The following is a 25552-nucleotide window of genomic DNA, read 5'->3' as shown; positions in this document are numbered from 1 at the left end:
CCACATTGTATTTGTGCGTGTGCTTGCTTTTTTGCTTTTATATTACACCGCACATCATCAGAGAAAGAGGTAAGCATGGGCCTGCGATCATGCCAAGCGGTTCAATCAGTGAAAATTGCGATGAATGCCAAGCTGTACGTCCTAACCATGCATACAGTCCCTGCAGTATTTCTTCTCTTCATGCTGTTGCCGGCTGGCGCGCGAGAGGTATTAGCCACACAATCGCAACAAGGGCATGATGCAGGGGGCATCTCCGTTGGCAGCAAAGCTACTCCATATGAATGGTATACAAACCACAAGTATGGATACGTGATTGCTTGGCCCAAGAAACTGCTCACAGCCATGGGGGAGTCCAACGCTGGCGATGGGCAGATTTTCAAGGATTCGGAGGGACAGGTTAAATTGATTTGCTGGGCGAAATGGAATTCCGTGAAAACAAATCCCATAAAAGTGCTTTATATAAAAGCGCAACAGGAGATTGGCTCGCGCGTTACATATGAATATATGGGGAAGAATTTCTTTGTCGTTTCCGGGATAAAAGACGGGAAGATCGTTTACCAAAAAACGATCAAGAATAAAGCCATCACGGCAACATTCATCTTGACCTACCCAAAATCGTCCAGTGCCGTGTTCAACCCGCTGGTCAGCGACATTGCAAAATCATTTGTGGCAAGTTCCGATTTCATGGCCCGATAGCAAACGGTTCTTTCCGTCTGAAACAGGCTTTCCAGGCCTACAACCGAGGAGAAATCACATGTCCAGGAGCTGTAGCATTCTTCGCGTCCTGACGGCGCGCACGCTGCCATTCATTATGTTCTTGTGCCTCGCGACTGCTGCTGTCGCCGGAGATAAGCCCCAAATCAAATTCGCGTCCGGGGGCAACAGCGCCAGCCTCAAAGGCGAGATCCAGGGGATGGACCGCGATATCTATCCCATAACGGCCAAGGCCGGACAAACCATGCAGGTGAAAGTGTCCAACAAGCACAAGCTTGTGTTGTTCCACATCCAAAAGCCCGGCAAGGAGGAAGCCTACCTGCCCAAAGCCGGCAAGGATGACGATGCCACCGCGTGGAAAGGGGTCCTGCCCGTGGACGGTACCTACAAAATCATTGTCGGTGCCATGCGGGGTGACGACACGCATTATACCCTGGATGTCCAGATTGGAAAATAAGCACGACGCGCTTCGTATGGGAGCGGGTTCATGAGGTTTTTCAGACCCGGGAGGTGGCCTTCGGTCAGGCCCGCCGTGAGGCGACGCAATGCACTTGGAGCGGTATCGTTTTTTTGGTAGCATATTCGACTGGGCACGGCCCGGAGCACGCTATGGAAATACAGGTCCGTCCCGCCCAGGGCGCATACATTATCACACTCTCCGGGCGCTGGGACACCTTTTCCGCCTCGGCCTTCGAGCAACAGTGCGCGGCGTTGGTGCGGGAGGGCATGCGTCTGGTCGTCATCGACGCCGCCGGGGTGGATTACGTGAGTTCTTTCGGCCTGCGCAGCCTGCTCAACACCGGGAAGTTGCTGGAGCCCCTACAGGGGGGCATTCATATGAGTTCGCTGCAAGCCCAGGTGCGCAAGGTTTTCGTGGGCAGCGGCTTTAGCAGTCTGTTTCCCGAATACCCCGATGTGGACACGGCTCTGCGGGCGTTTAAGGACAAGGCTTGAACCCATCCCGGGTAGCTTGGCGCTATCGCTTGGAAACACGCCAATCCCTACCGATCCTGGTGGGGTTGGTGGGGGTGCTGGCGCTGTTGCTGACACTTGGCTATCTGCACGCCCGGGATCAGATACTCGCTTCAGCCCGGGGGCAGGTGGCCCAGCTTGTGGGCAGCATCGCCCGGCAGGACGATTACAACCGCAACTGGCTTAAGCGCGGCATGCAGCCCCTGCTCCGGTTGGTCGCCACCTTTCCCCATTTAAACGGGCAGGAGCAGAAAGCCGCCGACGCGGACCTGTCCGCCATCATTTCCGATGCGCGTGGACGCCAGATTGTGGACGTGCTCCTGTTGGACGCACACGGCAAGGTGACCATGCGCCGCTACGACAGCAAGAAGTTGCTGTCGGTCGGCCCTCCCCCCATGACGGAATGGACGCGGCAGCGCGTCCAGGCTTTTACCGCCCCGCAGTGGCACGCGCCCGAAGTGGATGCCGCACGCAATCTCATGCTGCGCTATTCCGTGCCGATCGTGGACACGGACAGCGGCGGGAAAACCGAAACCATCGGCATTTGCAGCGTCAGCCTGGCTATTTCCTGGTTCTCCGACCGCGTGCGTTCCTTCAGTCCCTTTACAAACGGCAGTGTATTCTTCCTCACGCGCAATGGGATGTGGACCCTGCCGCCGCAAGACGACATCCCCTTGGCCCGGCTCAAGACCCGCATGTTGGCCCAGGCCTCCGGGGAGAGCAGCTTCGTCTGGAAGGATACGCCGTACATGGCTGTTTTCATGCCGATGGCCGGCGGCGAACTGCATTTGGGATTGCTCATCCCGCGCAAGGACCTCTTTGGCGACCTCGACGGGCTGACGCACCTGCTGGGCCTCATTGGACTGGCAGTTTTGGTGCTGGCCGCCTACAGCCTGCACCGCACCTCCAAAACGGTGCTCAGTCCACTCAAGCCCCTGGGCCGGCTGGCCGCGCGGCTGGCGCGCGGGGAGCTGGAGGCCGATCCGCACGCACCGGCCCCAGGGCCCGCCACCCGTTTTCCCGATGAAGCCCAACGCCTGCGCCTGGCCACGGAGAAACTGCGCCGGGCCCTGCGACAGCGCATGCAGGACCTGACTTTGATCGGACGGACACGGGAGCGACTTTTCGGCGAAATGACCTTCGCCCGCGGCATGCAGGAATCCATGCGCCCGCCAAAGCTCCCCCAGACGGCCGATATGGAGGTGGCGGCCTTTGCGCATACGGCCGGGGACGTGTGCGGCGACATGTACGACTATTTTTTCCAAAGCCCCCGGCGTCTGTGCTGCGTCATGGGCAATGCCGCCGCCCACGGCGTGCCCGCCGCCTTGCTGACCAGTCGGATCATCCCGCTGCTGCATGAATTGCTGCTGACCGGCCTGCCCCCGGGCAAGGCCCTGGAGCACAGCAACCGGGTGCTCGGGCCGACGGCCTCCCGCGAACAGCACATGGTCAGCGTTTTCGCGGGGATCCTGGACCTGGACGACGGTCTGCTGCGTTGGGCCAGCGCGGGGCACACGCCGCCGTTTCGCAGTCTGGGGCGGGAGGTGGATCAGTTGGACTGGACCGGCAACATGCCGCTCGGCATCCGCGACAAGGAAACATATCCGGAGCGCGAGATCCGTTTGCGCCGGGGGGAAACGCTGCTTTTTGCCGGACCACGCCTGCTTTCCGTGACGGATGCCCTGGGAAGATCCTACGGGGAACGCGCGTTACGGCGTTTCCTGGCGGGAAATACCGATGCGCCGGCTGACCTTGTGCGGGCGCTTTACGCGCGGATACGCCAGCATGCCGGTGGCCCGCCCCAGGACGACCTGACCTTTTTCGCGGTGCGTTGGCGGGGCGACGTCGCCAAGGGCACGCCGCGGCCTCCGGTCGATCCCTGGAACGTGTCGCCCGAGGACGCCGGCCGTCAGGAGGTCTGAGGCCCGTGGTTTGCGCGCGTCCTTTCCAGTTTGACGCGCAACCCTTCCCGGCTGATGCCAAGGGCCTGCGCGGTCTTTGACTTGTTGCCCCCCATCCGGTCCAGCACGGTCCGGATATGGGCGGATTCCACTTCCGCCAGCGTGGCGATGCGCGCGTCCTGCGCGGCGGCGGCTTCGTCTTCCATGTCCGGCCGGGACCGTTCCGGCGAGACGGCGCAATCGTCCTCCAGCGGTGCAGCCATCCCGATAAGGGGAGAGAGGTCGCCGGGGCCGATGGCCGGCCCTTCGGCCAGGAGGGCGGAACGTTCCAACTCGTTTTCGAGTTCGCGAATATTGCCGGGCCAGCAGTGGGCCAGTAAAAGCTTCAGGGCTGCCGGGGCGACGATAGAGGCGGCAAAGGGCGAGCGCTCGGCCAGCCGGGCCAGGAACAGCCGCGCCAGCAGGGGAATATCTTCCCGGCGTTCCCGCAGAGGGGGAATATGCAAGCGCATGACATTGAGGCGGTAAAAAAGGTCGGCCCGAAACGACCCCTCGGCCACGCGGCGTTCCAGGTCGCGGTGGGTGGCGGCCATGATGCGCACGCCGACGCTGATGGGTTTGCGCCCGCCCACGCGCTCCACCACACCCGTCTCGATGACATGCAACAGCTTGGCCTGGCTTTCCAGGGGCATGTCCCCGATTTCATCCAGCAGGATGGCGCCCCCGGCGGCCTGCTCGAAACGTCCGATCCGGGCCTGGACGCCGGAAGCCACCCCGGCCTCGATGCCGAACAGTTCGCTTTCCAGCAGCGAGGCGGGAATGGCCGCGCAGTTGATGGGGATAAAAGGCTTCCCCGCCCGCTGGCTCATGGCGTGGATGTGGCGCGCGAACACGCCCTTGCCCGTCCCGGTCTCGCCGGTGATGAGCAGGTTCGCGTCCACAAGGGCGGCCCGCTCGGCCTGGCGCATGAGCTGGAGCATGGCCGGCGCGGAGGCCACGGGGCGCGCGCCGTCGGACTTGCGCCGCAATTCCGCGCGCAGCCGGCTGTTTTCATGGGCCAGCCGGTCCTTGTGCCAGACAAGCTCCTCGCGGGTGGCGGTCAGCTCCGTGATGGCGCGGCCCAGTTCGAACTCGCGCGCTTCGATGCGCACCAGCATCATGCCCAGAGCCTCGGCCAGGACATTGCCCGGATTGGCCTGACCGTCGCCGGGGGGCAGGTCGAAAACGGCCTTGGCCTGTTCGTATTCTCCGCGACTTATTGCTTCACAAATCTGGGTCAGCTTGGCGTACAGCAAGGGCGTATCCATAGGCGGTTGCGAATCATGGGTGATAATTGGGCAGTCTACGACATATGCCCAAAAAATGGGCGATGCAAGTTTCCCTGGGCGGGGGGGACCGATGCCGCACGCTGACCCCGCTTTCCCACCCGCCGCCACGGAGAAGCGCACCCTTGTCCTGCGTTTCGACGCCCAACCGGACACCGTGGAGGGCATCCTCGCCGTTGTCCAGGAATGGGCCGCCCAGCAAGGCATCGTCCGCGACGACGGCCTTTCGTTGCGCCTTGTGCTCGATGAACTGCTTGCGAACATCTGCATGCATGGCGCTGTCCGCGACGCCCAGGGGAAGGTCGACCTGCAGCTGGAACATCTGGCGGCGGACAGGCCAGGGGAAACGCCCGGCGACAAGGACCCGCCCGCGTCGGCCCAAGGCCATGGTACAACGGGACCGCGTCCTCCCCAGGGCGTTGTCCGCATCGTGCTGCGCGACACGGGCAAGCCCTTCAATCCCCTCGCCTACGAGCCCAAACCCGTGGCCGGCATCCGCGACACCCCGGTCGGCGGACGCGGCCTCACCCTGGTGCGTCTGCTGACCGCGCGGACCGAGTACCAATGGACAGGCTCCGGCAACCGGCTTTGCCTCGAGTTGCCGCTCAACGGCCGCAGCGCGACGGATACGGGTTCCCCGAACGCCGCATCCCCGGCCGCCAAGGCCGGCAATAGGCTGGACCGGCTGCGCGCGGTCTGGTTCGGTAATCTGGCCCTGCGCCAGACCGTCGTGTTCACCCTGTGCTCCGTGGCGCTCATCTGGGGGGCCATGGCGCTGTATTCCCTGGAAGTGGCAAACGTGCGCGCCGCCAACGCCACCACCCGCGCCATGCAGGCCATGCACACCCAGTCGGTTATCTCCTCGACATTCATTGCGCGTGTGGGGGACGCCGTGGAGCGTCTGGCCCGAAACGCCCGCCTTCTCCCCGATATCGCGCAACTGGCCGGGCATCCGGACGCGCTGCTGCGGCGACTGCAAAACGGCCCGACACTGCGTTCCCTGGTGGCCGAGGTTCCCGTCCTCGGCGTCGTGACGGGATACGGCGGGAAAACCTGGTTGTACCGTATGCGCGACGGGGAACCGCGCCGGGAGGGCCTGGATCGGGACCTGACGGCCCTGGTTGCCGCCGGCGACGCGCCCGCCCGCTGGCAACGCCTCCCCATGACCTTCGGCAAGGACGATCCCCATGCGGCCATGCTCTATGCCGTGCCCCTGACCCCCTCGGGCAGGCCTGAGGACGGCTGGATCGGCACGATCATCGTCATGCCCTGGATCGACAGGACGCTGCACGCCCTGGCCGGTTTTCAAAACGCGGTCCCCTTCTTCCTCGATCATACCGGACAGTACGTCATCTATCCCGTGGGGCGGCGGATGGGCAGCGGCCCGCAGAGCCTTGCCGACGAGGCGCGCCAAGACCATGCGTCGGGAATCCTGGCCTTGGAAAAGAAAATCCTGGCCGGGGGAAAAGGAGTGGTCCAACTGCGGCCGATCCTCCATGGGGACGCCACCCCCTGGCCGCTGCCCTGGGAAGGGCCCACGTCCCTGGCCTATTACCCCATGGGCACGCCGGGCTGGTCCCTGGCCCTGCTTGTTTCCAGCGAGGAACTCGGCGACGCGCCGCAGGAACTGCCCCGGGCCTTTTTCCTCATGGCCATTCTGGGACCGCTGTGCATCGGCTGCGTCACCTGGCTCGTGACCTCGCGCACGTTGCGCCCCCTGCACGACCTGGCCTCCTGTCTGGAACGTTTCGGCCAGGGCGACCTGGACGCGCCCGTGCCCAGGGCGCGTTTCGCCGACGAAATAGGCCGGATGCTCGATACCTTCGAGCGGGTGCGGGTGACCCTGCGGGCCTCGTTTCGCAATCTCGTCAACAGCGCCGCGGCCGAGCAGCGCATGCGCAACGAGCTGGAGCTGGCCCGAAACATCCAACGCTCCATGCTGCCAGCCGTCTTTCCCCGCCTGCCCTGGGCCGCCGTCCATGCCGGGCTGGATATGTGCCGCGAGGTCTGCGGCGACCTGCACGACTGTTTCGTGCCCGATCCCGCAGACCCGACCCGGATTTGCTGCCTCATGGGCGACGTGTGCGGCAAGGGCATTCCCGCGGCCATCGTCATGAGCCGCACCATGTCCCTGGCCCGCGCCTTTCTGTTGGCCGGCCTTTCCCCGGCCGAAACGCTGTCCCGCCTCAACAGCGCGCTTTTGCGCCGCGAGAATTCCTCCATGTTCGTGACCATGCTCGTGGGCATCCTGGACCGGGACGGAACCTTCTCCTGGGCCAGCGCCGGGCATCCGCCGCCGCTGCCCGGACCCGAGCCGCAAGGAGACGGGTTTTCGCCAGGCGCTGCCCGGCCCTTGGCCTGGCCCGGCGAGTTGGTGCTCGGCGTGCGTGACGGCCAGCGTTATTCCACCTTTCACGTGCGCCTTGCGCCGGGGCAATCCTTGCTGCTCTACACCGACGGCGCGGACGAGGCCCAGGGGCCGCCGCCCTCCGGCAACGCTCCCGACGCCTCCGGCGGCGAACTCTACGGCGAGGCGCGGCTGGCCGAATCCTTCGACCGGGCCTGTCGCGAGGTCGCTCCCGAGTCCGGGCCGGAAGGCATCGTCGCGCGGCTGCGGGAAGATCTCGCGCGGCACATGGCCGGACGGCCCGCCACGGACGACATTTCGCTTATGGTCATCACCCGCGCCCGGGAGGGAAAGGAACTCAATTGAAAACCAGCGCGAGGCTTTGTTGCAGGGAAGCAATCGCGAAGCGCAACCGATCCACGTGTTTTTCTTCGGCCACGAGGGCGAGGGAACACACTACGGTGGGCTGGCGGTCGTCCTCAAGACGGTAAACGGCCACCATATTGCCGCCGGAACCATGGTACCCCTGGGCTGTGACCGCAATCCAGCGATTGTCCGGGGACACGCAGGCACCCACGGGCCAGGCCGCCGTCGGGAGCCTTTCCAGGGGGGCGAGGCTCGCGGCGTCATACAGGCCGATCTCCTTGCGGCCGTGCATGGCCGCCACAAGGACGTCGCCGGCCACGGCGATGGTGCGCACGCCGGAGTCCGCTTTCCGGACGCGCCAGTTCTCCCTGCGGGGTTTGTGCTTGGGGGACAACAGCGTTGCTTCCTTGATGCTGGCAAGGCACTTTCCGGCCGAGGACGAGGCGTAGACCATCCCCCGGGTGCAAACGAGATGCCGTAAGGAAGTCGGCACGTCGGGCAAAAATCCGACATGCGCGCCCGAAACCGCGTCCACGATGTCCAGGCCGTTGTTGCGGCTCATGCGGCTTATGAGCACGGTTTTGCCGTCCGAGGCAAAGGTCGTGCCGCGCAGGCAATAGCCGCATTGCACGTCCCGGTTACCCGTGAGTCCGGACACGTCGAGCCGTTTCCCGACGGCGAAATGGTTCACCAGGCGCAGGGGCAGCCCGTCCTTGCCGAGTTCCCAGACCGAGACGGTATTGTCCCCCCAGTCGGCCACCACCAGCCGTGTTCCGTCGGGCGAGATGGCCGGGGACTTGGGAATGGGGCCGCTGGGCAGGGAGGCGATCAGCTTGCCGGCGGCGATGTCGATGATGCTGACCGAACTGGCCAGATGCCCATGCGGGTCAAAATTTTTCCGATAGCTGGTGACGTAGGCCAGACGTCCGTCCGGGGTGATGGCCATCTCCACCGGCTTGCCTGTCCAGGCCCGGGCTTTTGGGGGGAAATCGAAATACTGCCGCAAATTGTCCGGGATCAAGGCCTCGTGGCGCGCTTGCTCGGAGGCCGGGAAGGCGTGGCTGACCTGCCATGCCTTGCGCCATGTTCCGGTTTCGAAGGCGAAGGTCTTGCCGGCTTCCAGGGCGTTGATAAGGAGCAGCCGGCCATCGGGGGTGAAGGCCACACTTTTCGGGGAGTGCATGTCCGGTTCGATGACGGAGCGCGGGAAATGGGACAGACGAAACGTCCCGATGGAGACTTCCCGGACCAACCGCGCGCCATGGGCCAATCCGGGAATTGTGAGTAAGCCCGTCAGCAGGACGGCGCCAAGACACCGGAATGCGTATCGCATGGGGAATTCCCTTTCGGTAAGATCGTGGGCGGAGTAAACGGCCGACTCTTCGCCGGCCGCCATGGACAAGACCGCCGGAAGCAGCCCGCGGTCGGGAAACGAAAGAAAAGGGGCAGCCGTGGCTGCACCGCACCCGCAATGTTTCAGGAGGTTTTCATTCTGGCCCTGGCTTGGGCCGTGGTGACAAAAGACAACCGCCACCGCGCCGTGGCGAAGTCCATTCCCACCAGGACGCACCGGGCATCCTCCGACGGGTTGGGGGCGAGCACCGCGCCACCCGAGGCCGCGCTGTCCACACTCGCAAGCAGCGCGACGCCCGCTTTGCTTCGCAGCCCGGCCTGTACGTCCGAAGCCAATTGCCGCAGGGCCTTTGGGCGTTGCGCTCCGGAGAGGGCGATTCCATCGGAAACCTTGCCGCGCCCCGGCAGCGCCACGCGCCAGAGCCGTCCTTGCGCCTCCAGCGCGTCCAACACGCTGGCTACGGTCTCGGGCGTCAGCTTGCCCGAAATGGTCAGCCGCACCCGGCCGTGCCGCAAACGGAGATGCCCCGTGCCGCGTAAGGGACCGTAAGCTACGGCGCCTTCCCAGCCGGAGGCCAGCTGCTCGGGACTCAGGCCCAAAATGGCGCCGACGTCCGCGGCATCGGCCGGGGACAGAAATTGGCGGCAGTCGAAGACCGCTTCGTCCCCGGCGTCAGCCGCGCGCAGGTTCAGCATCGTGCCTGGCACGCGGTGTGGGATTCCCCGGGCGTCCGTGACGACGAGGACAGGCTTGTCGCTCCCCTGGACCACGAGTTTTCGCGCCGTGCCGTATTCGCCGGCCGGAAAGACGAAACGGACCATGCCCATGTCCGCCTTGAGGCGGCTTTTGCCTGGCGGCAGGGAAACCGTTTCGCTTTGGCCGGGAGCGAGGCGCATGTCCACTCGTCGCGGCGCCGCAAGGTCCGGCAGGGACAGGCCGCTCAGGGTGAACACGCTGGTGGCGTTTTCAACCTGTCCGGCCGGCGAGTCTTGGGGCGACAGGCCGCACAGGACCAGCAGGCAGCAGATGAAAAAATGGGGACGCATGGGGGCCTCATTGCACGTCGAGGTCAAAATCCTGGGCCGCATCCCGGGCGTAGCCGGCCTTTTCGCCCAGGAGAGGGAATCCGATATCGTAGGGCCTGGTCGCGGGAAGGCAGATGTGTTCCGCGAGGTGCTTTTCCCCCCTGACCTCGGACATCCCGGCCTGCTTCCAGCCTTTTCCGAAGCCGGAATAGGCCACGTACTCCCTGTCCCCGGCTTTGAACCCGCCATAGCTGCCGCCGCCGCCGGAATACAGCATGTACCCCACGCGTACGGACGCCTTCTCCGCCGGGTCCTTGGGCAGCGCGACGCGGGTGTTCGTCTTGCCCGTCTGCTCGAAGACCAGCTGGAGCAAGCCGTTATCCCGGGTACAAACGGCAACCAGATAGTTGTCCCGGGTCTTGCAGGAAAAGGCGACGGTCGCGGCAGGAGCGGCGCAAAGTCCGGCCGCCTCCTTGATGCCGGCGTCGCCCTTGGCTGTGTCGGCGGCCGGGGCCAGGGCTGCGAGCAAAAGCGAAAGGGCCATGGCGCAAAGGATGTGTCTCGCGCGCGGCATGCCTATCCTCCTGTCGTGTAAGCGGGTGTCCCCGTGCGTGGGGGATGTCGTGCCTGGGCTGGCGCTTGGCGACGGTTTGTCCGGCCTGCCTACGGCAGGGGCGCGGCAACGGTTTCCGCGGATGCGTTTCCCGGGTAGTTCTTCCAGGCCGCAACCTTCGGCAGACAAAGCTTCGTGGCTGTGACCGAGCCATTTTTCACGGACCGCACACGATAGTCGCAAAGATCCGTGCCTTGAAAAATCGGGCTGGTTTTGCCCGTGTCCAGGTCGTAGGCCACGACCGAGATCCGTCCACAGGGATCATAGTCGCACGGCCGCTTGCATCCTTCCACGTCCATGGAATCGACAACCACCTGCCGCTTGCCGCTCCACAGCAGCGGCGGCGACTTGCGGGAAGTCTCCCAGTACCCCACGGTCGTGGGGTGCTCGAGGGGCCGGACGTCCGGCCAGTGGAAAAAATACCAACCTCCTTGGAGCGTGGCGAAATATCCCAGAGCCAAGATGTCCTTGTCCGGCGACAGGGACACGGCCACGACGCTTTCCCAGGCCTCGGGCCCCTCATCCTCCAGGGCGGAATTGAAATACGTCACCGCACCGTCGGACCTGACCAGATACAGCCCCGGTCGTACGGGAAGCTTGTCCCGCTCGACGGCGAAAGCCTCGACAACCGCGAACCGCATGTCGGAATGCTCCACGGGCGTAAGTGTTGCCACTCCATCGGGCAAAGGCTTGCCGGTCTGGCGCAGCACAAGCCGGCCATCCTTGAGCTCCAGGGAACCCAGGTGCGCGGTCGTTTTTTTCTCGTCCATGCAGGAGGCTGCACGGGGCAGAGCCAGACAGAGTCCGAACAGACAAATAAACAGGAGGTGCAGCACTCTCGTATGCATGTAGACTCCATTTCATGACAGGGGTTCTGCTCTAAGGCGGTGTGCTCAGCCCGAAGCAACAACCATACCAGCTTTATGCATTCTGGAACACAGCTGCTCGTTGCGTGATTATTTCCCTGCCCTGCGCATGCAAGCGCTTTGCAAGCGACGCGGCCATACCTCGCCGCGCCACTGCCTGCAGCGGCAGACAGGAACGCGCGCCGCGCAAAGTCTCCCGGCCCTCCACCGCGACCTCCTGCCCCTCCCCCATCCCTGCCCGAGGGAATCCGGCGGTGACAACCCAAACGGCCTCAACGCCTCTTTCCCGGACCTGGCCATGGCCGGCACCAAGGAAAAGGGTGCGACGCCAGCCGGAAATTCTCCATGCCGGCCGACCGAAAAACAGGCTGTTGGCAGAATCGTGGGCAGTTCTGGCGCCTCCTTCCTCTGTATCTTCCCCCTGCCGCGCGTGAGCGCCGTTTGTTGTCCAGCCCGCCTTGTTCTGAGGATTCCAATGGCGAAGCAGTGCCATGGCGGCGCTGTTCCCCCAGGCGTCTGTTGCGCCAAAATTTTTGGCATATGCGCGATCGCTGTCCGACGCAGGCCCCGGGAGGGGGCAAACCGGGGAACAGGACGACGCAACAACGCCCCCTTATCATAACCACATGAAATATAATAATAAATATATACAATATTGCTTTTACGGGCGACAACGCCCACGTCCCGAAAGCCAGGGAGGCTTGGCCTGCCGTGGAAGGCACGCCGCATGCAATGCCGCCGCGCGAAGGCTCTCGCCCCTCGCGTCCGTGGGAGAGGCACAGGAAGTTCGCCGCATATATGCGTTATGGGTAGAGGATTGCGGGGAAAAAGGAATGTGCCGTGTTTTCATGTCTAGCTCGATCACACAGGGGATATCCATTGCGTGATGTCGCCGCAACGTGATCGAAAATGGAGATTCAAGATGAGCACTCTGGCCAGGTACAAAAAAATTCTTGTCATGCTGATCGTTTTTACATGCCTCGCGGTTGCTGCATCGGCAATCGACAGCGAGGCACGTACGATCGACTGCAAAATGAACGGATCCATCGCCGGTCCGGTGCGGGATGGAAAGCAGCTCATCATATTTGATGCGATATTCCGCAATGTCTCCCAAGTCGAATATATAGCAAGAGTGAACTGGGTAGAGGTTTCCGTACATGGATATTTCAGCGGGAGAGAAGAAACATATTCCCGCAAGGTCAAGGTGGACTGGGATTTTTCGCCCGCGCTCGGACCGGGGCGGCAAAAGGGCCTGAAGATCAAATTCTGGAGAAAAGTCCAACCCCGTCGCGGTTCTTTTCCGTATGACGACGTTGAAGTCCAAGTCCGCAATATCAACTTCGAACGGGCGAGCTAGTTCCAGGTTCCAAAACGCAGGCGAAGCGCGGGACAATCTCCCCTCTGCATCCCTGCCAGGAGCCAAGAAAGGGGCCGTGGGCCCGGATGCGCAAGCTTTCGGGTCCGCGGCGAAAGCCATGTCCCCCTCCTGATAAGGCACCCAATCCCGGAAGCATTTCGGGATCTGCCGCGAAAGAGGCCTGCGTCGAGGTGCGCGGGCCAAACGGAAGCAAGGCCGTCTCCCCTTGCCGGTCCAGGACACGGCCGGAAAAGCAATGGCGTCTTGTTCCGGCCCATGCCGCACAACAATACTCTCTTGGGAGCACACCCATGCATGCACGACTTATCAGCCTCCTGGCCTTTTGCTGCTGCCTTTGCGCATCCTTCGCCTTTGCGCAGGGCGATCCGGGCGACGGCAGCCAGAGCGGACTCGACGTCTATTTTCCGGCTATGACCATGGCCGATGCCAAAAAGTCGGGAGCCACAGCAGCCGGGAAAAACGCCATGAAGGCCACGGTCACCTGGGGCGGCAAGAAGTGGGACGTGCGTCTGCTTCTCAAGGGCAAGGACATCGCCGTGGTCGGGCTGACGGCGAAACTGACCGGCAACGACCAGGTTTTCACCATGCTGCAAGACATGCAGGAGCGTCTTGCCGTGCCGATGGTGGTCAGCCGCCTGGTCGGTGACGAGAAAAACGAACTGAACTTCGCCAGGCTGGCTGTCGCCGGAAAGGATACGGACGCGCGGGACGACGCCCTGAAGGATGCGCTAAGCACCTACGCCGGCCAGGAAAAGGGAAGCATCACCGTCACCTTTTGTCCTGAAGCCATGTTCGAGGAAATGGCCAAGGCAATGAAGGCTACCGGGCACATCACGCAAAAAGCCACCATGGCCGACTTTGGCGACGCCATTGTTTACTCCTTGCACATGGATAAAAAGGACGACTCGATCACCGTGGTGGCCTCCACCTTTGCCGATATCGGAAAATTCTAAGGCGCGACCGTGCGGCGTCGGCTCGCCTCCCCGGACCATGCAGCCATGGCGGCCGGGGAGGTGGCGCTGTGCGGCATCCGGCACGCCCCGGACAGGGCTTTACGCCCACAAGGAGAAAACCGGACATGAAAACACTGCTGCCGGCGTCCCTGCTTCTGCTGCTTTTCGCCCTGCCGGCCGCGGCCGGCGATGCCGGGCGGTCCTGGAATGTGCTGCTCATCGACAAGGATCCCAGGGGGACCAATGTCCGCGCGTCCCCCGCCGGAAAAATCATCAAGGTCATCCCGTTCGAAAGCGGCAGTACGCCGCGCCAGGTCCCGGTCAGCGGACAGTCCGGCAGCTGGTTCAAGGTCGAGGCCGGCGGCGTCACGGGCTGGATGCACGGCAGCATGCTGGGCACGTGCGCCTCAGCCACCGAGGACGGTGCTCCCTCCCTGAGCAAGGGCCCTCATATCGACAGCCCCCTCGGCGTGAAGGTCCCGGCCGACGCCCCCGTGCGCCTGCTCGGCATCTACAAGGAATGGTTGCAGGTCCGCTACGTGGACGCCAAAGGTAAAAGCCATGACGGCTGGCTCATGGAACAGGCGCTTGCCATAAGCGAGAACGAGCTCGAACAGTGCGCCCGGGCCTGGGCCAGACGGTAATCCGCCAACTTTCCGCAAGAAGGTCCATGCACTACCACTACACCTTGAGCCTCGTGGCGCTGTGTCTTGCGGCGGTATGCGAGTTCTGGTTCATGGGCGTATTGCTGGTGACCCGGCAAGGAAATGCGCTCCTGCTCTTTTGCATCATGGCCGGAGTTTTTTGGTGCTGGTGTCTCTGGGGATATTTTTTGCGGAAGCGTCGCGCGGGATTGTATCTGGCGGGCTGCTGCCTGGCCGCAACCCTGGTTCTTGGCGGATTGTACCTGCTGGATATGCTCGACAAAAGCGGCGCACGCCTACTTGGAAGTGGATATCCTTTGCGATAGATATGCAGAATGCCCCCACCGGGGAAACGTCCCCTTTGCATTCCGGATGTTCGAAGAAACCGTAGCGCGCACGATTGCGAGACCGGAGGCACCATGTCCCACCGAAGTCCATTGCCGCTGTTGGCGCTTGTTCTGTCTCTGGTTGCCCTGCCCGGATTGGCCGCCGCCCAGGGGGGCCCGGCCAAACCGGCCATGGAGGAGACGCTTCCCTCCCTGGAAAACGCCAGGAATGCCCAGGCGGTGCTTTCCTTTCTCAAAATCAACCTGACCCCGGACCAAAAACGCTTCCTCGATGCCAACAAATTCCTCCTGGTGCCCAAGCGCGACACCCGCTTCGGCCAGGATGGTGGCGATACCGACCCGTACTGCCTCAACGGCTATGACGAGATGCTCGGCATGTTCGACGTTGTCGGCGGCGACGGTTCGCCCCTTGAGCGCAAACCGGAGAACACCAAGTTCGTGGGGCCGGACGTGGTGCTCCACGCCATGGGCAAATATTTCGAAAACGTCTTGGAGTATCTGGAAAAAAAGGAGCTGGCCCCGCTGCTGACCCGGTTCGTGGCCGCTTTGCGGGACCGGGCCCTGACCCACAGGAAAACCGCTTCCGGCGCGTTGGCCGACCACCTGGAAACCGTGGCCGCCCAGCTCACCGTGCCCCTGGTGCTGCTGGAAAACGTCAAGGCGAAAGCGCCCCCCAAGCCCGGCGAAATGCCCGTGTACGGGGATGAGGAAGTGCCCGACAAGGCCGACACGCCCACCGCCGCCCTAAAGCGCCTGGCCGTCCTGTCCAAGCCGTTCTCGCCCCAAACCCTGGCCGCCCTCCAAACCGAACTGCGGCGCATCTACGCGGCCGAGGGTATGGAGCCGTCGCCGCTTTTTCGCAGCTACGATCCCGAAGGCACGATCAAGGCCGACTACACCCAGTACAAGCCCCGGGGGCATTACGCCAAAAACTCGCAACTGCGCGGCTACTTCCGGGCCATGATGTTCCTGGGCCGCATGGGCTGGCCGCTTGGCACGCCCGCCGGCCTGTCCGACGCCCTGATCGTCACGGGGCTTCTGGCCGAGCCGGGCAAGGACGGCAAACCGCTGTCCGCCTCCTGGAAACGCCTGATGGACGTCACCGGCTTTTTCGCCGGCATGCCCGACGACACCGATTACGAGACCCTGCGCGCATTCGCCCTCAAGGTGCTGGGGCAAAAGAAGCTGTCCCTGGCCGACGCCGTGAACCCGGATGTGCTGGGAAGGCTCGCCGGCCGTCTCGGCGAGTTGCCCGAGCCGCGCATCCTGTCCGACATCCTGGTCGATCCCTCCATCCCCAAGACCACCAAGGAGGCCATGCTCGCCCAGCTCAAAAACTTCCGCCTGTTCGGCCAGCGTTTTTCCCCGGACGCCTGGATCCTGTCCCGCCTGACCGCCGGCCAGGAACAAACCGACGTCCGCCTGCCCTCCATGCCTTCGGCCCTGTTCGTGCCGGCGGCCCTGGGCAACGCCACGGCCCGGGAGTTCACCGCCGCCTTTCTGGCCGGTCCGGGCCAGGATTTTTCCCCGGACGAGGTGACCGCCTTCCTGGGACGGATGGACGCCACGGCCAAGGGACTGGCCGGCCTGCCGGAAAAGAGCTGGGATGAAAGCCTGGCCGCGGCCTGGCTCCACGTCCTGTCCACCCTCAAGACCCGCCACGGACCGGGCTGGCCGGCCTACATGCAAAGTCCGCCCTTCCCGGCCAAGCGCATCGAAACCATCCTTGGCTCCTACACCGAACTCAAGCACGCCACCGTGCTGTACGCCAAGCAGAACTATGCCGAGTGCGGCGACGGCGAGGACGAGGGCACGCCGCCCCCGGTGCCCAGGGGCTTCGTGGAACCGGCCCCGGACTTCTGGGCGGCCATGGTCAAGCTCCTCGGCACGGCCAAAGCCGGATTCGCCCACTACAAGCTGCTCCCCGATGAACTGGAGGAGTATGGACGCCTGGGCAGGTTCAACGACCTTCTGGCCTTCTACGCCTCCCTGGCGGCCAAGGAGATGGCCAACCAGCCTATTTCCGAGAAAGAATACGAAAGGTTGCGTACCCAGGACCTGGGTTTCATGGCCGCGCCCTTCGGATCGGTCGTCCTCTGCAGCGACCAGTGCAAAAGCGGCCTGACCGCCGACATCCACACCGACGCCGTCACCGGGCAGGCGCTCTACGAGGCCACGGGCATGCCCTATGTCATGCTCGTGCTGGTGGGCAACGAGCACAGCCCAAGGCTCACCGTGGGCACGGCCTACAACCATTACGAGTTCGCCCGCCCCATAAGCGAAGGCCGCCTCACCGATGAGGCCTGGCGGGGCGACGCCTACGCCAAACCGCCGCGCGTGCCCGCAAAAAACGCGTGGTACAAGGGCTTGGACACACAATAGGCGGGACGCCCGGCGGCCGGGGGGATTTTCCGGCCCTCCCGGCCGTCCTTACGGGCACGAGGAAAGGAGTCGTCGGGGGTGTTCAAGATATCTTTGGGCTGGGGAGTGGCGCTCTGGCTGCTGGCCGCCGCCACGGCCCAGGCCGCGCCGCCTTTTCCCGCCCTGTACCCGGAGCCGGGACTTTTCCGGGCGGCCCTGGCCCGAAAGCCGACCCCGGCCATTCCCTGGCGCGTCACCGGCCTCACCGTACCCCATCACCTCCTGGCCGCCGACCTCATCGCCGACGCCTTCTCGCGCCTGCGCGGGCAACGCTACCACCGAGTGATCATCCTGTGCCCGGACCACTTCCACCGCTCGGCCACGCCCTTTGCCGTGCCCGTGCGGGACTTCCAAACCGCGCTGGGCCCCGTGGCCCTGGACAGAAAGGCCACGGACCGGTTGCTGGCCTGCCCTCTGGTGGGCGCCTCCAATCTTTTTTCCCACGAGCACGGCGTCCAGGCCCTGACCCCGTTTCTAGCCCACCACTTTCCGAGGGCCCGCCTTGTGGCCGTGGCCATCCGGGCCTCGGCGTCCCCAAAACAATGGAGAACCCTGGCCAAGGCCCTGACGCCGTTGCTTGACGCCCACACCCTGCTCGTTCAAAGCACGGACTTCTCACACGACCTGACGCCGGCAGAGGCCGCCCGCATGGACCAGCAGACCCTGCGCCTCCTGGCCGATCCCGATCCGGCAAAGCTCCTGACCCTCAGCCAGCCGCGCCATGTGGATTGCCTGGGCGCGCTTTTTCTCCAACGCGCCCTGCAACGGGACGTCCATCATGCCGCCCCCGCCACCGTGGCCAACCGCAACAGCCAAGCCTACGCCGCCACGCCCGTGACCCGCTCCACCAGCTACATGGTGCAGTACTACGGCCCGACGGACGCTCCCCTGCCCGGCCCCGACCGGTTCATTTTCACCGGCGACGCCTTTTTTGGCCGCTTCATGGCCAAACTGCTGGCCCGCCCCGGCAAACGCGCGGAACTCGTCCGCCGGGTGCGCGCACGTACAGGCGGCGCGCCGCTGATCGTCAATCTGGAAGGCGTGCTCTCCCGCCGCTGCCCAGCCCATCCCGGCCCCTATACCCTGTGCATGCCCCGGGCCGACACCGTGCGCCTGCTGCGCGATCTTGGCGTCACGGTCGCCGTACTGGCCAACAACCACGCCAATGACCTGGGCCCAGGCGCCCTGCGCCGCATGGCCCGAACCTTGCGCCGCAGCGGCATCATCCCCGTCCTGGCCGGCCAGACCACGGATCTCGGTCCGTTTCGCCTGGCCGCCCTGACCGACCTGGACAATGCCGACCCCAGACGCCGCAACCTGCTGACCCGGGCCGCCATCAACCGGCTGATCCCCCCCACGCCGCCCAAGCCGCTTTTCGCCATGATTCATTGGGGCGAGGAATTCGCCCGCGGCCCCGACCCACGGGTCCTGGCCCTGGCCAAGGCCCTGACTGCGGCAGGGACCCAATGCGTCATCGGTTGCCACCCGCATCACGCCTGGCCGCTCACCTGCGACGCCAATGCCTGCCAGGCCTGGTCCCTGGGCAACTTCCTCTTCGACCAGTCCCGCCCCGACGCCGACGGCGCGCTCCTCGAAGTCCGTTTCTTCCCCCAAGGCACCTACGCCCTGCGCCGTCTGCCCATCGGCAATCTCTACCGGAAACTGGGACTGCGCCCCTGACCCGCCTGAAGAGGCCTGTCCCACCTCCCGGACGTGGCCGATGCCCCGCGATAAACGCCTTGGCCGCCCGGAGCGCCGTTTTCATAACGACGCCCGGCGCTTCTGGCGAGAGGAAGGCGACCATTGGGGGGATTCAGAAAAAGAAATCGTTACCCGTGAAATGGCATGGCGTTGCCTTGGGCCGTTCTCGAAACCCGGCGATCTTGGCGGTACGAAAGGAGAGACAATGTTGCGAAGGAGGCAATCAGGACCAGCACGGACGTGGCGTTCTTTCTCGCTGCGGTTTCTCGAAAGGAATGCTTATGGCCGCCCAGTATGATCATCTTGGGAAGCCATAAGCATTCTTCATGTCCTGGGGCAGAAAACTATTTCGCTGCATCGACCTTTTTTATGATCGCATCGGTGATATCGATCCTCGGATCAATGAAGGCGAAGCCGTTTTTATCCTGCACGGAGAGCAAACCATTCTCCTTGGCGTAGTCGGCAAGCACCTTGTTGATCCTGTCCACAATGGGTTTAAACGCCGTGGATTCCTCCTCGCCGACATCCTTGCGCAGCGCTTGGGCGTCCACCACATACTGGCGCACAAGCTTTTCAAGTTCCGCCTGCTTTCCGGTCTTCGGATCGCTTAACCCCGGAGCGGCCTTGATCTTCGCGATGGCCTCTTCCTGGATTTTCAAGGCCGCCTGGCGCGGGGCGAATTTCTTCCGCACCTGCTCGGACGCGTTTATGCCGGCATTGCACTTGGTGATGACTTGCCGCGTATTGATCACCGCCATGGTCGGCTTGCCCGAACCCATTTGACAACCTGTGGAGCACAGCATGAGGCCAAGAAACAACAGGGGAAAAAGACCAAACCGCATGAAGACATCCTTTATTGAGAGTGCATTGCCATCGAACCAGGCCGCCAGCCGGCGGTCAAAAGGAATATTTGAGCCCGACGCTTGCGGCCTGGGACTCGTAGCCGGGACGGAAGAGCTCCACGCCGGCACGGGTCGTGGCCGTCAGCGACGGTGACACGCGCATACTCACCCCGATGTCGACCAGAGCCGAATTGTAGGCATGATCCGCGCTTTTGACCTGATACGTCGACCCCGACGCGCCAATGAACGAGGCCGTGATGTTTTGCGATGCGTCAAGCCACTGCGCGCTCCAGCCCAGGCGTACCTCCGGCGTCACATCCCCGGCCGACGTCTCGAAGGTCCGGGCCAGACGCGCCCCAAGCACCGTATTGAGGGCCTCGGTGTTGCGGGGACGAATGCTTTGGCCAAGCGTGCCCGCCCCCGTCTCGGCAAAGCCGTTTTCATGCAACCGTTGCCAGGACACCGCCGCCAGCGGGCCGAAGGTATAATCCCCGGCCGTGAAGTCGTAACCGCCGCCGGCGCTGACATCCACGTTCCAGCCATCCCAGTTCCCCTTGGCCGTGTACGACCCCATTGGCAACGGCAGGGAGCGCGAGGACCGAAACGTGTTGTACGCGCCGCGCACCCCGGCGTCGGCGTGCCAGGGGCCGCTCCTGTAGGCGGCTAAAAGCCCCAGGCTCCAGTCGTTGACCGTCCCCTGGCCGCCGCCTTCGCTGTGGACGCTGATGGACTGGGTGACGAACCCGGGGGCCAGGGCCAGGGTCAGCTTCGAGGAGGGGCGGTAGAGCAGGCCGCCGGTGATGCCGCCGGAAACGGCGGAGTAGCCGGTCCGGTTCGAGGAGCCTTGCTGGAAGGCCCGCATGCCCAGCGGCTTGATAAAGACCCCCAGGCGTCCGAGGGACAGGGACGACGCGCCGACGCCGGCGGTATCGAGCCCCAGGGCCAGGCCGTACTGGTTGTTTTGGGAGGCGAGCGTCGACGGCCCGATTTCCAGGGGGTTGGCGAAACCCTGGCCCACGCCGTCCTCGCCTTCGTGCAGCCCGGAGCGCTGGGCGGCGGTCAGAAGCCGGCCGGCCGCGAACACATTCCGGGAAAACGCGTCGTAGACCTCGGCGCTGAGGACATTGAGCGAATAGTCGGTCAGGGCGTTTTGCGTCGTGGACCTGATCGCGCTGGCGAGGGTTTGCGCGCTGCTCCAGGACGCGTCGGCCAGGCCGTAGGAGTTGTCCAATACCGTAATAAGCGAGGCCATCTCGCCGGTGGCGGTGTAGGCCGCGGCGTCCAGGGCGGAGCCGGTCGAGGAGGATTGCGAGCTTGAAGACGCTGTCGAGTAGGACTGGCGCGTCAGGGTCAGTGTGGCGCCGGTGCCTGAGACACCCGGCACGAAAACCCAGTTTTGCGGCGTCCCGGCATAGGTCACGTTGGAATAGGTGCCGCTGACGGAGGAAGCCTGGAGTATGTTCCAGCTCGTGCCGCTGGTGTAGGTGGTGTCGACGGCCACGACGGTGAGTGTGCCGGAGAGCGTCGCCTTGCCGGTCACGTTGATCAGGTCGGAGTCTCCGGAGGCGCTGACCTGGCACACGTAGGTGCCGGTCGAGCCCAGGGTGAAGTCGCCGCCGACGGTGATGGTGCCGGGGGAATGGCCCGGCGAGATGATGCCGTTGACGGTCAGGTTGTGCAGCTTGCCGACGCCGGCGAGGGTGGTTCCGTTGGCCACGATGACCGTGCCGGTGGACGTGGAGGCGTCGAAGCCCGTGTCCAGGGTGACCGTGCCGGAGCCGGCCAGGGTCAGCGCGCCGGAGCCGGTCAGGCTCCCTTGCAGGCTGACGCTGTTGCCGCCGTTGTCCAGCGTGCCGGTGCTCGCGGCCTCGATGTCCCGGGAGATTGCAAAGTCGTTGGTGGTCTTGAGCGTGCCGCCGTCGAAGGTGAGGCTGCCCGAGGCGTCGCCGAGGTTGGCGTCGCTGGCGACCGCTATCGTGCCGCCGGCGAAGAGGGTGCCGCCCGTGTAGGTGTTGGTTCCGGTGAGGGTCAGGGTGCCGGAACCGGACTTTTTGAGCGAGCCTGTGCCGGAGATGACGCCGGCGTAGGTGGTGTCGATGGCCTGGTTCACGGTCAGGGTGGCCGAGCCGAGGGAGACGTTGCCGCCGTTCGATCCGCCGCCGGAAAGGCCGGCGATGACCTGATCGTAATTATTGAGGTCCAACGTCGCCCCGGCGGCATTGGCCAGGACCACCACGGAGTTCGGGGAAAAGGCGTTTACCGCCCCGGCTTGCAGCGTGCCCTGGTTGATGAAGGTCGGGCCGGAGTAGGTGTTGCCGGTGTTGGTGAGCTTGAGCGTCCCGGCCCCGGTCTTGGTCAGGGAGCCGGCGGTTCCCGGCACGGCGTCGGTGATCGCGCCGGAAAGGGTCAGGGTGTCGCTGCTGTTGGCGACTGCAAAGGTGCCGCCGCTCGCGCCCAAGGCGATCGACTTGCCAAGCTCCAGCGTGTTCGTGGCCTGAAGCGTGCCGCCGTCAAGGGTGATGCCGCTCGTGCCTTGCAGGTTGGCCGCCGAGGAAATGCTCAGCGTGCCGCCGTTGATGTTGGTGGCCCCGGTGTAGGTGTTGGTGCCGGCAAGCGTCAGAGTGCCCGATCCTGTCTTGGTCAAGGCGCCGGAACCGGAGACCACGCCGGCAAGCGTCAGGGTGTCGCTGCCGTTGCCGACTGCAAAGGTGCCGCCGCTGGCGCCCAAGGCGATCGACTTGTCAAGCGCCAGCGTGTTCGTGGCCTGAAGCGTGCCGCCGTCAAGGGTGATGCCGCTCGTGTCTTGCAGGTTGGCCGCCGAGGAAATGCTCAGCGTGCCCCCGTTGATGTTGGTGGCCCCGGTGTAGGTGTTGGTGCCGGCAAGCGTCAGAGTGCCCGATCCTGTCTTGGTCAAGGCGCCGGAACCGGAGACGACGCCGGCAAGCGTCATGGCGTATCCGTTGGTGTCGAAGGTGCCATTTTTCACAGAGAGCGCCACGTCCCCCGAATAGGTCATGTCTTCGGATGGACGGAGCATACCGCCGTCGAGGGTCAACGCGCCGAGGGAGACGTTGCTGTTGATGGTGAGGGCGGCGTTGGTATAAATGGTTGTCGTCGTAAAAGAGCTTGCGCTTGTCGGCGCGAGAGACCAGTTGGTGGCCGTTGTCCCGTCGCCGACGTCGAGTGTTTCGACGCCGCTTATCAAGGGAATATTCGTATCGGCATTCGGGGTCCCGAGCAACTTCAGGGTGTCGCTGTCATTGCCGGAGCCCAGGTCGATGCGGCCGATGATCGTGGCCCCATCGGCCAAGGTGACGCCGTCGTTGCCTGAACTGGATTGGATGGCGTAACCACTGTCGAAGACGTGGCCGCTGGTGTTCGTGGCGGAGAGCTTTCCCTCGACGGTCAACAGGAGCTGGCCGTGGGAGAGAACGGCTGTGGCCATGCCGTCGGATATGGCTGAAACGGAACCTGTGCTGGAGATGACCAGCGCGCCACCCGAGCCGTTCGTGAGACTCTTACTGCTATAAATGCCGCGCGCGGCGCCGCCCGCCCCGGTCGTCATGGCGGTGATGGAGCCGGAGAGCGGCCCGGAAATGCTGATGTCGCCGGAAGAAGTGTTAACGCCGTACGCGCGGCCACCATCCCCGGTCGCCGTGGCGGTGATGGAGCCGGAGAGCGGCCCGGAAATGCTGATGTCGCCGATAGAAGAAATGGCAACGCCGTACGCGTGGCCACCATCCCCGGTCACCGTGGCGGTGATGGAGCCGGAGAGCGGCCCGCCGATGCTGATCGCGTGGCCATAAGCGAGCATGCCGTACGCGCTGCCGCTACTTCCGGTCGCCGTGGCGATGATGGAGCCGGCCATATCGTGCGTGATGGTTACTCCGCTAGCCCCATTGAGTCCGACAGCGTCCGCGGCCCCCTCGGCCAGGATTCGGCCCGTGCCGGCGATGGAGTCGATGCTGACGCTTCCCGAAGTGTATATGCCGTACGCGGTGCCGCTACTTCCGGTCGCCGTGGCGGTGATGGAGCCGGAGAGCGGCCCGGAAATGCTGAAGTCGCCGGAAGGAGTGCTAACGCCGTACGCTCTGCCGCTACTTCCGGTCGCCGTGGCGATGATGGAGCCGGAGAGCGGCCCGGAAATGCTGATGCTGCCGGCATCATTTTTAAGTCCGTACGCGCGGCCACCATCCCCGGTCGCCGTGGCGGTGATGGAGCCGGAGAGCCCCCCGCCGATGCTGATCGCGCCGCCAGCAGCGAGCATGCCGTACGCGCTGCTGCCTTTCTCGGTCACCGTGGCGGTGATGGAGCCGGCCATATCCTGCGTGATGGTTACTCCGCTAGCCCCACTGAGTCCGGCAGCTTGGAGGGCCCCCTTGGCCTGGATTTGGCCCGTGTCGGCGATGGAGTCGATGCTGACCCCGCCTGCCAAAGCGTATATGCCGTACGCGGTGCCACCACTCCCGGTCCCCGTGGCGGTGATGGAGCCGGAGACCCCCCCGTCGATGCTGATGCCATAAGTAGCGCGAATACCGTATGCCGGGAAGTGCGAATCGACGGAGAGGGTGACATTCTTGCCTATGGAGCTCAGCGCCGCGTTCATACTGGAGATATTAATCACATAATTACTCGAGCCCGAGGCGGTTAACACAATATTCCCCTTGTCTGTGTTCCCTCCCAGGGTTAACTTCGTATAATTTGACAGAGTAATAACATTATCACTCTCGGTGAGAATGGTATCATCGCCGATAGCAAGAGTTACATCTTTTGCATTTGTGTTTTGCAGAGTTACACTGCCTGAAGTTCCAATAGCGAGCGCACTTATCAGTGAATTTGTTTGATCGGCAAGGTTCTTCAGATCAATAATATCTCCGTCTTTTGCTGTACTTATATTACCTTCAAGCGTACCCAAATCGCTAGGGCTGTATGTTTCTGCTGTAGCAACACATTGCAACAGCTGCAATGCAGTGCATAAAATCATAAAAATGATACTACATTTACACACAATAGATAACTTTCGAATATTTTTCCGCTTTTCTTTCTTCGATAATATGCAATAACGCCTACTCATTACACAAAACTCCTTATAAATTGCACGTTATCGTCGTTTTTTCGTTAAATGTAGTATTACTGCAACGTTGGGATCAGGATGCGTTTTGGCAAATGCCGTACGCGCAGCCGGTCGTAGTGGCCTGCGGCAACGCCGTCGCCGGCACGCTGACGTTTTTCGGGACATGGCTCGAAAAGCGCCACAGCTCGATGCGCATGACAGGCAGATCGCCGAGGCCGTGATGTTGCCGCTTTCCACGGACTTCAGGTCCTCGTCGCACGACTCCGTGCCCTTGAAGGGAACGCGGGACTGGCCTGTCTCCGGGTCGAAGACAAAGGGATCCGGCGACGGCGGTCAAAGCGGCTTCAATGTCTTGTTTCCGGGCATCAGCAAGGTCGATGCCAAAAGAAGTGCCCCGTGGGAGGAAGGGCGTAGCTATCGCCTGCTTGGTGTGATCGAGGACGAAAACCGGGAAGGTTTGGCCATGAACGCGGCCTTCCCGCTTCCGGCAGAGCGCGTCATCCGTGCCCCGGGAGGGCCGTTATGGCGGTTACCCTGCCTCTCCGGGCCGCAGGGGCAACGGGTTGGGACACCGAAGCAGGGGAAGCAGGAGGAAGAGGGGGCTGACTGCCCGTATGGCTGCCGGTCCACCGCCAAAAAAACAGGCTTATGGCAGTATTGTGGGCATCGGCAAGAGAGCCGATTCGACGCAGCTGTGCCCCGACACTTA

General features: G+C 63.6%; 18 protein-coding genes. 11 read left to right on the top strand and 7 right to left on the bottom strand.

Features of this window, described 5'->3' with window-relative positions; translation table 11 throughout:
- Positions 1–75 precede the first annotated feature (75 nt).
- The 4 genes from K9F62_10590 to K9F62_10575 all read left to right on the top strand — a co-directional run bounded on the left by K9F62_10590 (position 76) and on the right by K9F62_10575 (position 3608).
- Entirely contained in the window at positions 76–696 is a 621-nt protein-coding gene (locus tag K9F62_10590) for a hypothetical protein (GenBank protein ID UJX39184.1), read from the top strand.
- A gap of 58 nt (positions 697–754) precedes the next feature.
- Complete coding sequence (locus K9F62_10585; GenBank protein UJX39183.1) at positions 755–1171, top strand: hypothetical protein; 417 nt, start codon at positions 755–757, stop codon at positions 1169–1171.
- Positions 1172–1323: 152 nt separating this feature from the next.
- Positions 1324–1668, top strand: a complete 345-nt coding sequence (locus K9F62_10580; GenBank protein ID UJX39182.1) for an STAS domain-containing protein — start codon at positions 1324–1326, stop codon at positions 1666–1668.
- Between the two features lie 29 nt (positions 1669–1697).
- Positions 1698–3608 (top strand): SpoIIE family protein phosphatase, encoded by a 1911-nt coding sequence (locus tag K9F62_10575; protein ID UJX39181.1) that lies wholly within the window; start codon positions 1698–1700, stop codon positions 3606–3608.
- Here the strand turns inward: K9F62_10575 and K9F62_10570 are convergent.
- On the bottom strand, positions 3596–4894 hold the full coding sequence (locus tag K9F62_10570; GenBank protein UJX39180.1) for a sigma-54 dependent transcriptional regulator: 1299 nt from the start codon (positions 4892–4894) through the stop codon (positions 3596–3598). The two genes, K9F62_10575 and K9F62_10570, sit on opposite strands and share 13 nt — an antisense overlap.
- A 91-nt stretch (positions 4895–4985) precedes the next feature.
- On the opposite strand from K9F62_10570, the gene K9F62_10565 reads away from it, so the two are divergent.
- On the top strand, positions 4986–7625 hold the full coding sequence (locus K9F62_10565) for a SpoIIE family protein phosphatase (GenBank protein ID UJX39179.1): 2640 nt from the start codon (positions 4986–4988) through the stop codon (positions 7623–7625).
- Here K9F62_10565 and K9F62_10560 read toward each other — a convergent pair.
- From K9F62_10560 to K9F62_10545, 4 genes are all read right to left on the bottom strand, one after another.
- Positions 7618–8958, bottom strand: coding sequence for a YncE family protein (locus tag K9F62_10560; GenBank protein ID UJX39178.1), 1341 nt, complete (start codon positions 8956–8958; stop codon positions 7618–7620). The genes K9F62_10565 and K9F62_10560 overlap by 8 nt on opposite strands.
- A 143-nt stretch (positions 8959–9101) precedes the next feature.
- Positions 9102–10025 (bottom strand): hypothetical protein, encoded by a 924-nt coding sequence (locus tag K9F62_10555; protein ID UJX43083.1) that lies wholly within the window; start codon positions 10023–10025, stop codon positions 9102–9104.
- Between the two features lie 7 nt (positions 10026–10032).
- Positions 10033–10578, bottom strand: coding sequence for a hypothetical protein (locus K9F62_10550; protein UJX43082.1), 546 nt, complete (start codon positions 10576–10578; stop codon positions 10033–10035).
- Between the two features lie 89 nt (positions 10579–10667).
- Positions 10668–11387, bottom strand: a complete 720-nt coding sequence (locus tag K9F62_10545) for a hypothetical protein (GenBank protein ID UJX43081.1) — start codon at positions 11385–11387, stop codon at positions 10668–10670.
- A gap of 1018 nt (positions 11388–12405) precedes the next feature.
- Between K9F62_10545 and K9F62_10540 the strand changes: the two genes are divergently transcribed.
- From K9F62_10540 to amrB, 6 genes are all read left to right on the top strand, one after another.
- Positions 12406–12840, top strand: a complete 435-nt coding sequence (locus tag K9F62_10540; GenBank protein ID UJX43080.1) for a hypothetical protein — start codon at positions 12406–12408, stop codon at positions 12838–12840.
- A 311-nt stretch (positions 12841–13151) separates the two neighbouring features.
- Positions 13152–13814, top strand: a complete 663-nt coding sequence (locus K9F62_10535) for a hypothetical protein (protein ID UJX43079.1) — start codon at positions 13152–13154, stop codon at positions 13812–13814.
- Between the two features lie 125 nt (positions 13815–13939).
- On the top strand, positions 13940–14458 hold the full coding sequence (locus K9F62_10530; protein UJX43078.1) for a hypothetical protein: 519 nt from the start codon (positions 13940–13942) through the stop codon (positions 14456–14458).
- 26 nt (positions 14459–14484) lie between these two features.
- Entirely contained in the window at positions 14485–14784 is a 300-nt protein-coding gene (locus K9F62_10525) for a hypothetical protein (protein UJX43077.1), read from the top strand.
- 93 nt (positions 14785–14877) lie between these two features.
- Entirely contained in the window at positions 14878–17187 is a 2310-nt protein-coding gene (locus K9F62_10520; protein UJX43076.1) for a DUF3160 domain-containing protein, read from the top strand.
- Between the two features lie 78 nt (positions 17188–17265).
- Positions 17266–18906, top strand: coding sequence for an AmmeMemoRadiSam system protein B (gene amrB / locus K9F62_10515; protein ID UJX43075.1), 1641 nt, complete (start codon positions 17266–17268; stop codon positions 18904–18906).
- 365 nt (positions 18907–19271) lie between these two features.
- Here amrB and K9F62_10510 read toward each other — a convergent pair whose 3' ends face one another.
- The gene (locus K9F62_10510) at positions 19272–19769 is read right to left on the bottom strand and encodes an OmpH family outer membrane protein (protein UJX43074.1); all 498 of its coding nucleotides are present in this window, start codon (positions 19767–19769) and stop codon (positions 19272–19274) included.
- Between the two features lie 55 nt (positions 19770–19824).
- Entirely contained in the window at positions 19825–24090 is a 4266-nt protein-coding gene (locus K9F62_10505; GenBank protein UJX43073.1) for an autotransporter domain-containing protein, read from the bottom strand.
- Between the last annotated feature and the right edge of the window lie 1462 nt (positions 24091–25552).

Origin of the sequence: Desulfovibrio sp. JY (genome assembly GCA_021730285.1) — a bacterium.
Lineage (GTDB): Bacteria > Desulfobacterota > Desulfovibrionia > Desulfovibrionales > Desulfovibrionaceae > Solidesulfovibrio.
The sequence above is the reverse complement of the archived record's forward strand: the minus strand, read 5'-3'. Positions and strand labels throughout refer to the sequence as shown.

Coding starts and splice junctions, on each gene's coding strand:
- K9F62_10590 (UJX39184.1), top strand. CDS start 76: ATGGGCCTGCGATCATGCCAAGCGGTTCAATCAGTGAAAATTGCGATG.
- K9F62_10585 (UJX39183.1), top strand. CDS start 755: ATGTCCAGGAGCTGTAGCATTCTTCGCGTCCTGACGGCGCGCACGCTG.
- K9F62_10580 (UJX39182.1), top strand. CDS start 1,324: ATGGAAATACAGGTCCGTCCCGCCCAGGGCGCATACATTATCACACTC.
- K9F62_10570 (UJX39180.1), bottom strand. CDS start 4,894: ATGGATACGCCCTTGCTGTACGCCAAGCTGACCCAGATTTGTGAAGCA.
- K9F62_10565 (UJX39179.1), top strand. CDS start 4,986: ATGCCGCACGCTGACCCCGCTTTCCCACCCGCCGCCACGGAGAAGCGC.
- K9F62_10560 (UJX39178.1), bottom strand. CDS start 8,958: ATGCGATACGCATTCCGGTGTCTTGGCGCCGTCCTGCTGACGGGCTTA.
- K9F62_10555 (UJX43083.1), bottom strand. CDS start 10,025: ATGCGTCCCCATTTTTTCATCTGCTGCCTGCTGGTCCTGTGCGGCCTG.
- K9F62_10550 (UJX43082.1), bottom strand. CDS start 10,578: ATGCCGCGCGCGAGACACATCCTTTGCGCCATGGCCCTTTCGCTTTTG.
- K9F62_10545 (UJX43081.1), bottom strand. CDS start 11,387: ATGGACGAGAAAAAAACGACCGCGCACCTGGGTTCCCTGGAGCTCAAG.
- K9F62_10540 (UJX43080.1), top strand. CDS start 12,406: ATGAGCACTCTGGCCAGGTACAAAAAAATTCTTGTCATGCTGATCGTT.
- K9F62_10535 (UJX43079.1), top strand. CDS start 13,152: ATGCATGCACGACTTATCAGCCTCCTGGCCTTTTGCTGCTGCCTTTGC.
- K9F62_10530 (UJX43078.1), top strand. CDS start 13,940: ATGAAAACACTGCTGCCGGCGTCCCTGCTTCTGCTGCTTTTCGCCCTG.
- K9F62_10525 (UJX43077.1), top strand. CDS start 14,485: ATGCACTACCACTACACCTTGAGCCTCGTGGCGCTGTGTCTTGCGGCG.
- K9F62_10520 (UJX43076.1), top strand. CDS start 14,878: ATGTCCCACCGAAGTCCATTGCCGCTGTTGGCGCTTGTTCTGTCTCTG.
- K9F62_10510 (UJX43074.1), bottom strand. CDS start 19,769: ATGCGGTTTGGTCTTTTTCCCCTGTTGTTTCTTGGCCTCATGCTGTGC.
- K9F62_10505 (UJX43073.1), bottom strand. CDS start 24,090: ATGGCCGGCTCCATCACCGCCACGGTGACCGAGAAAGGCAGCAGCGCG.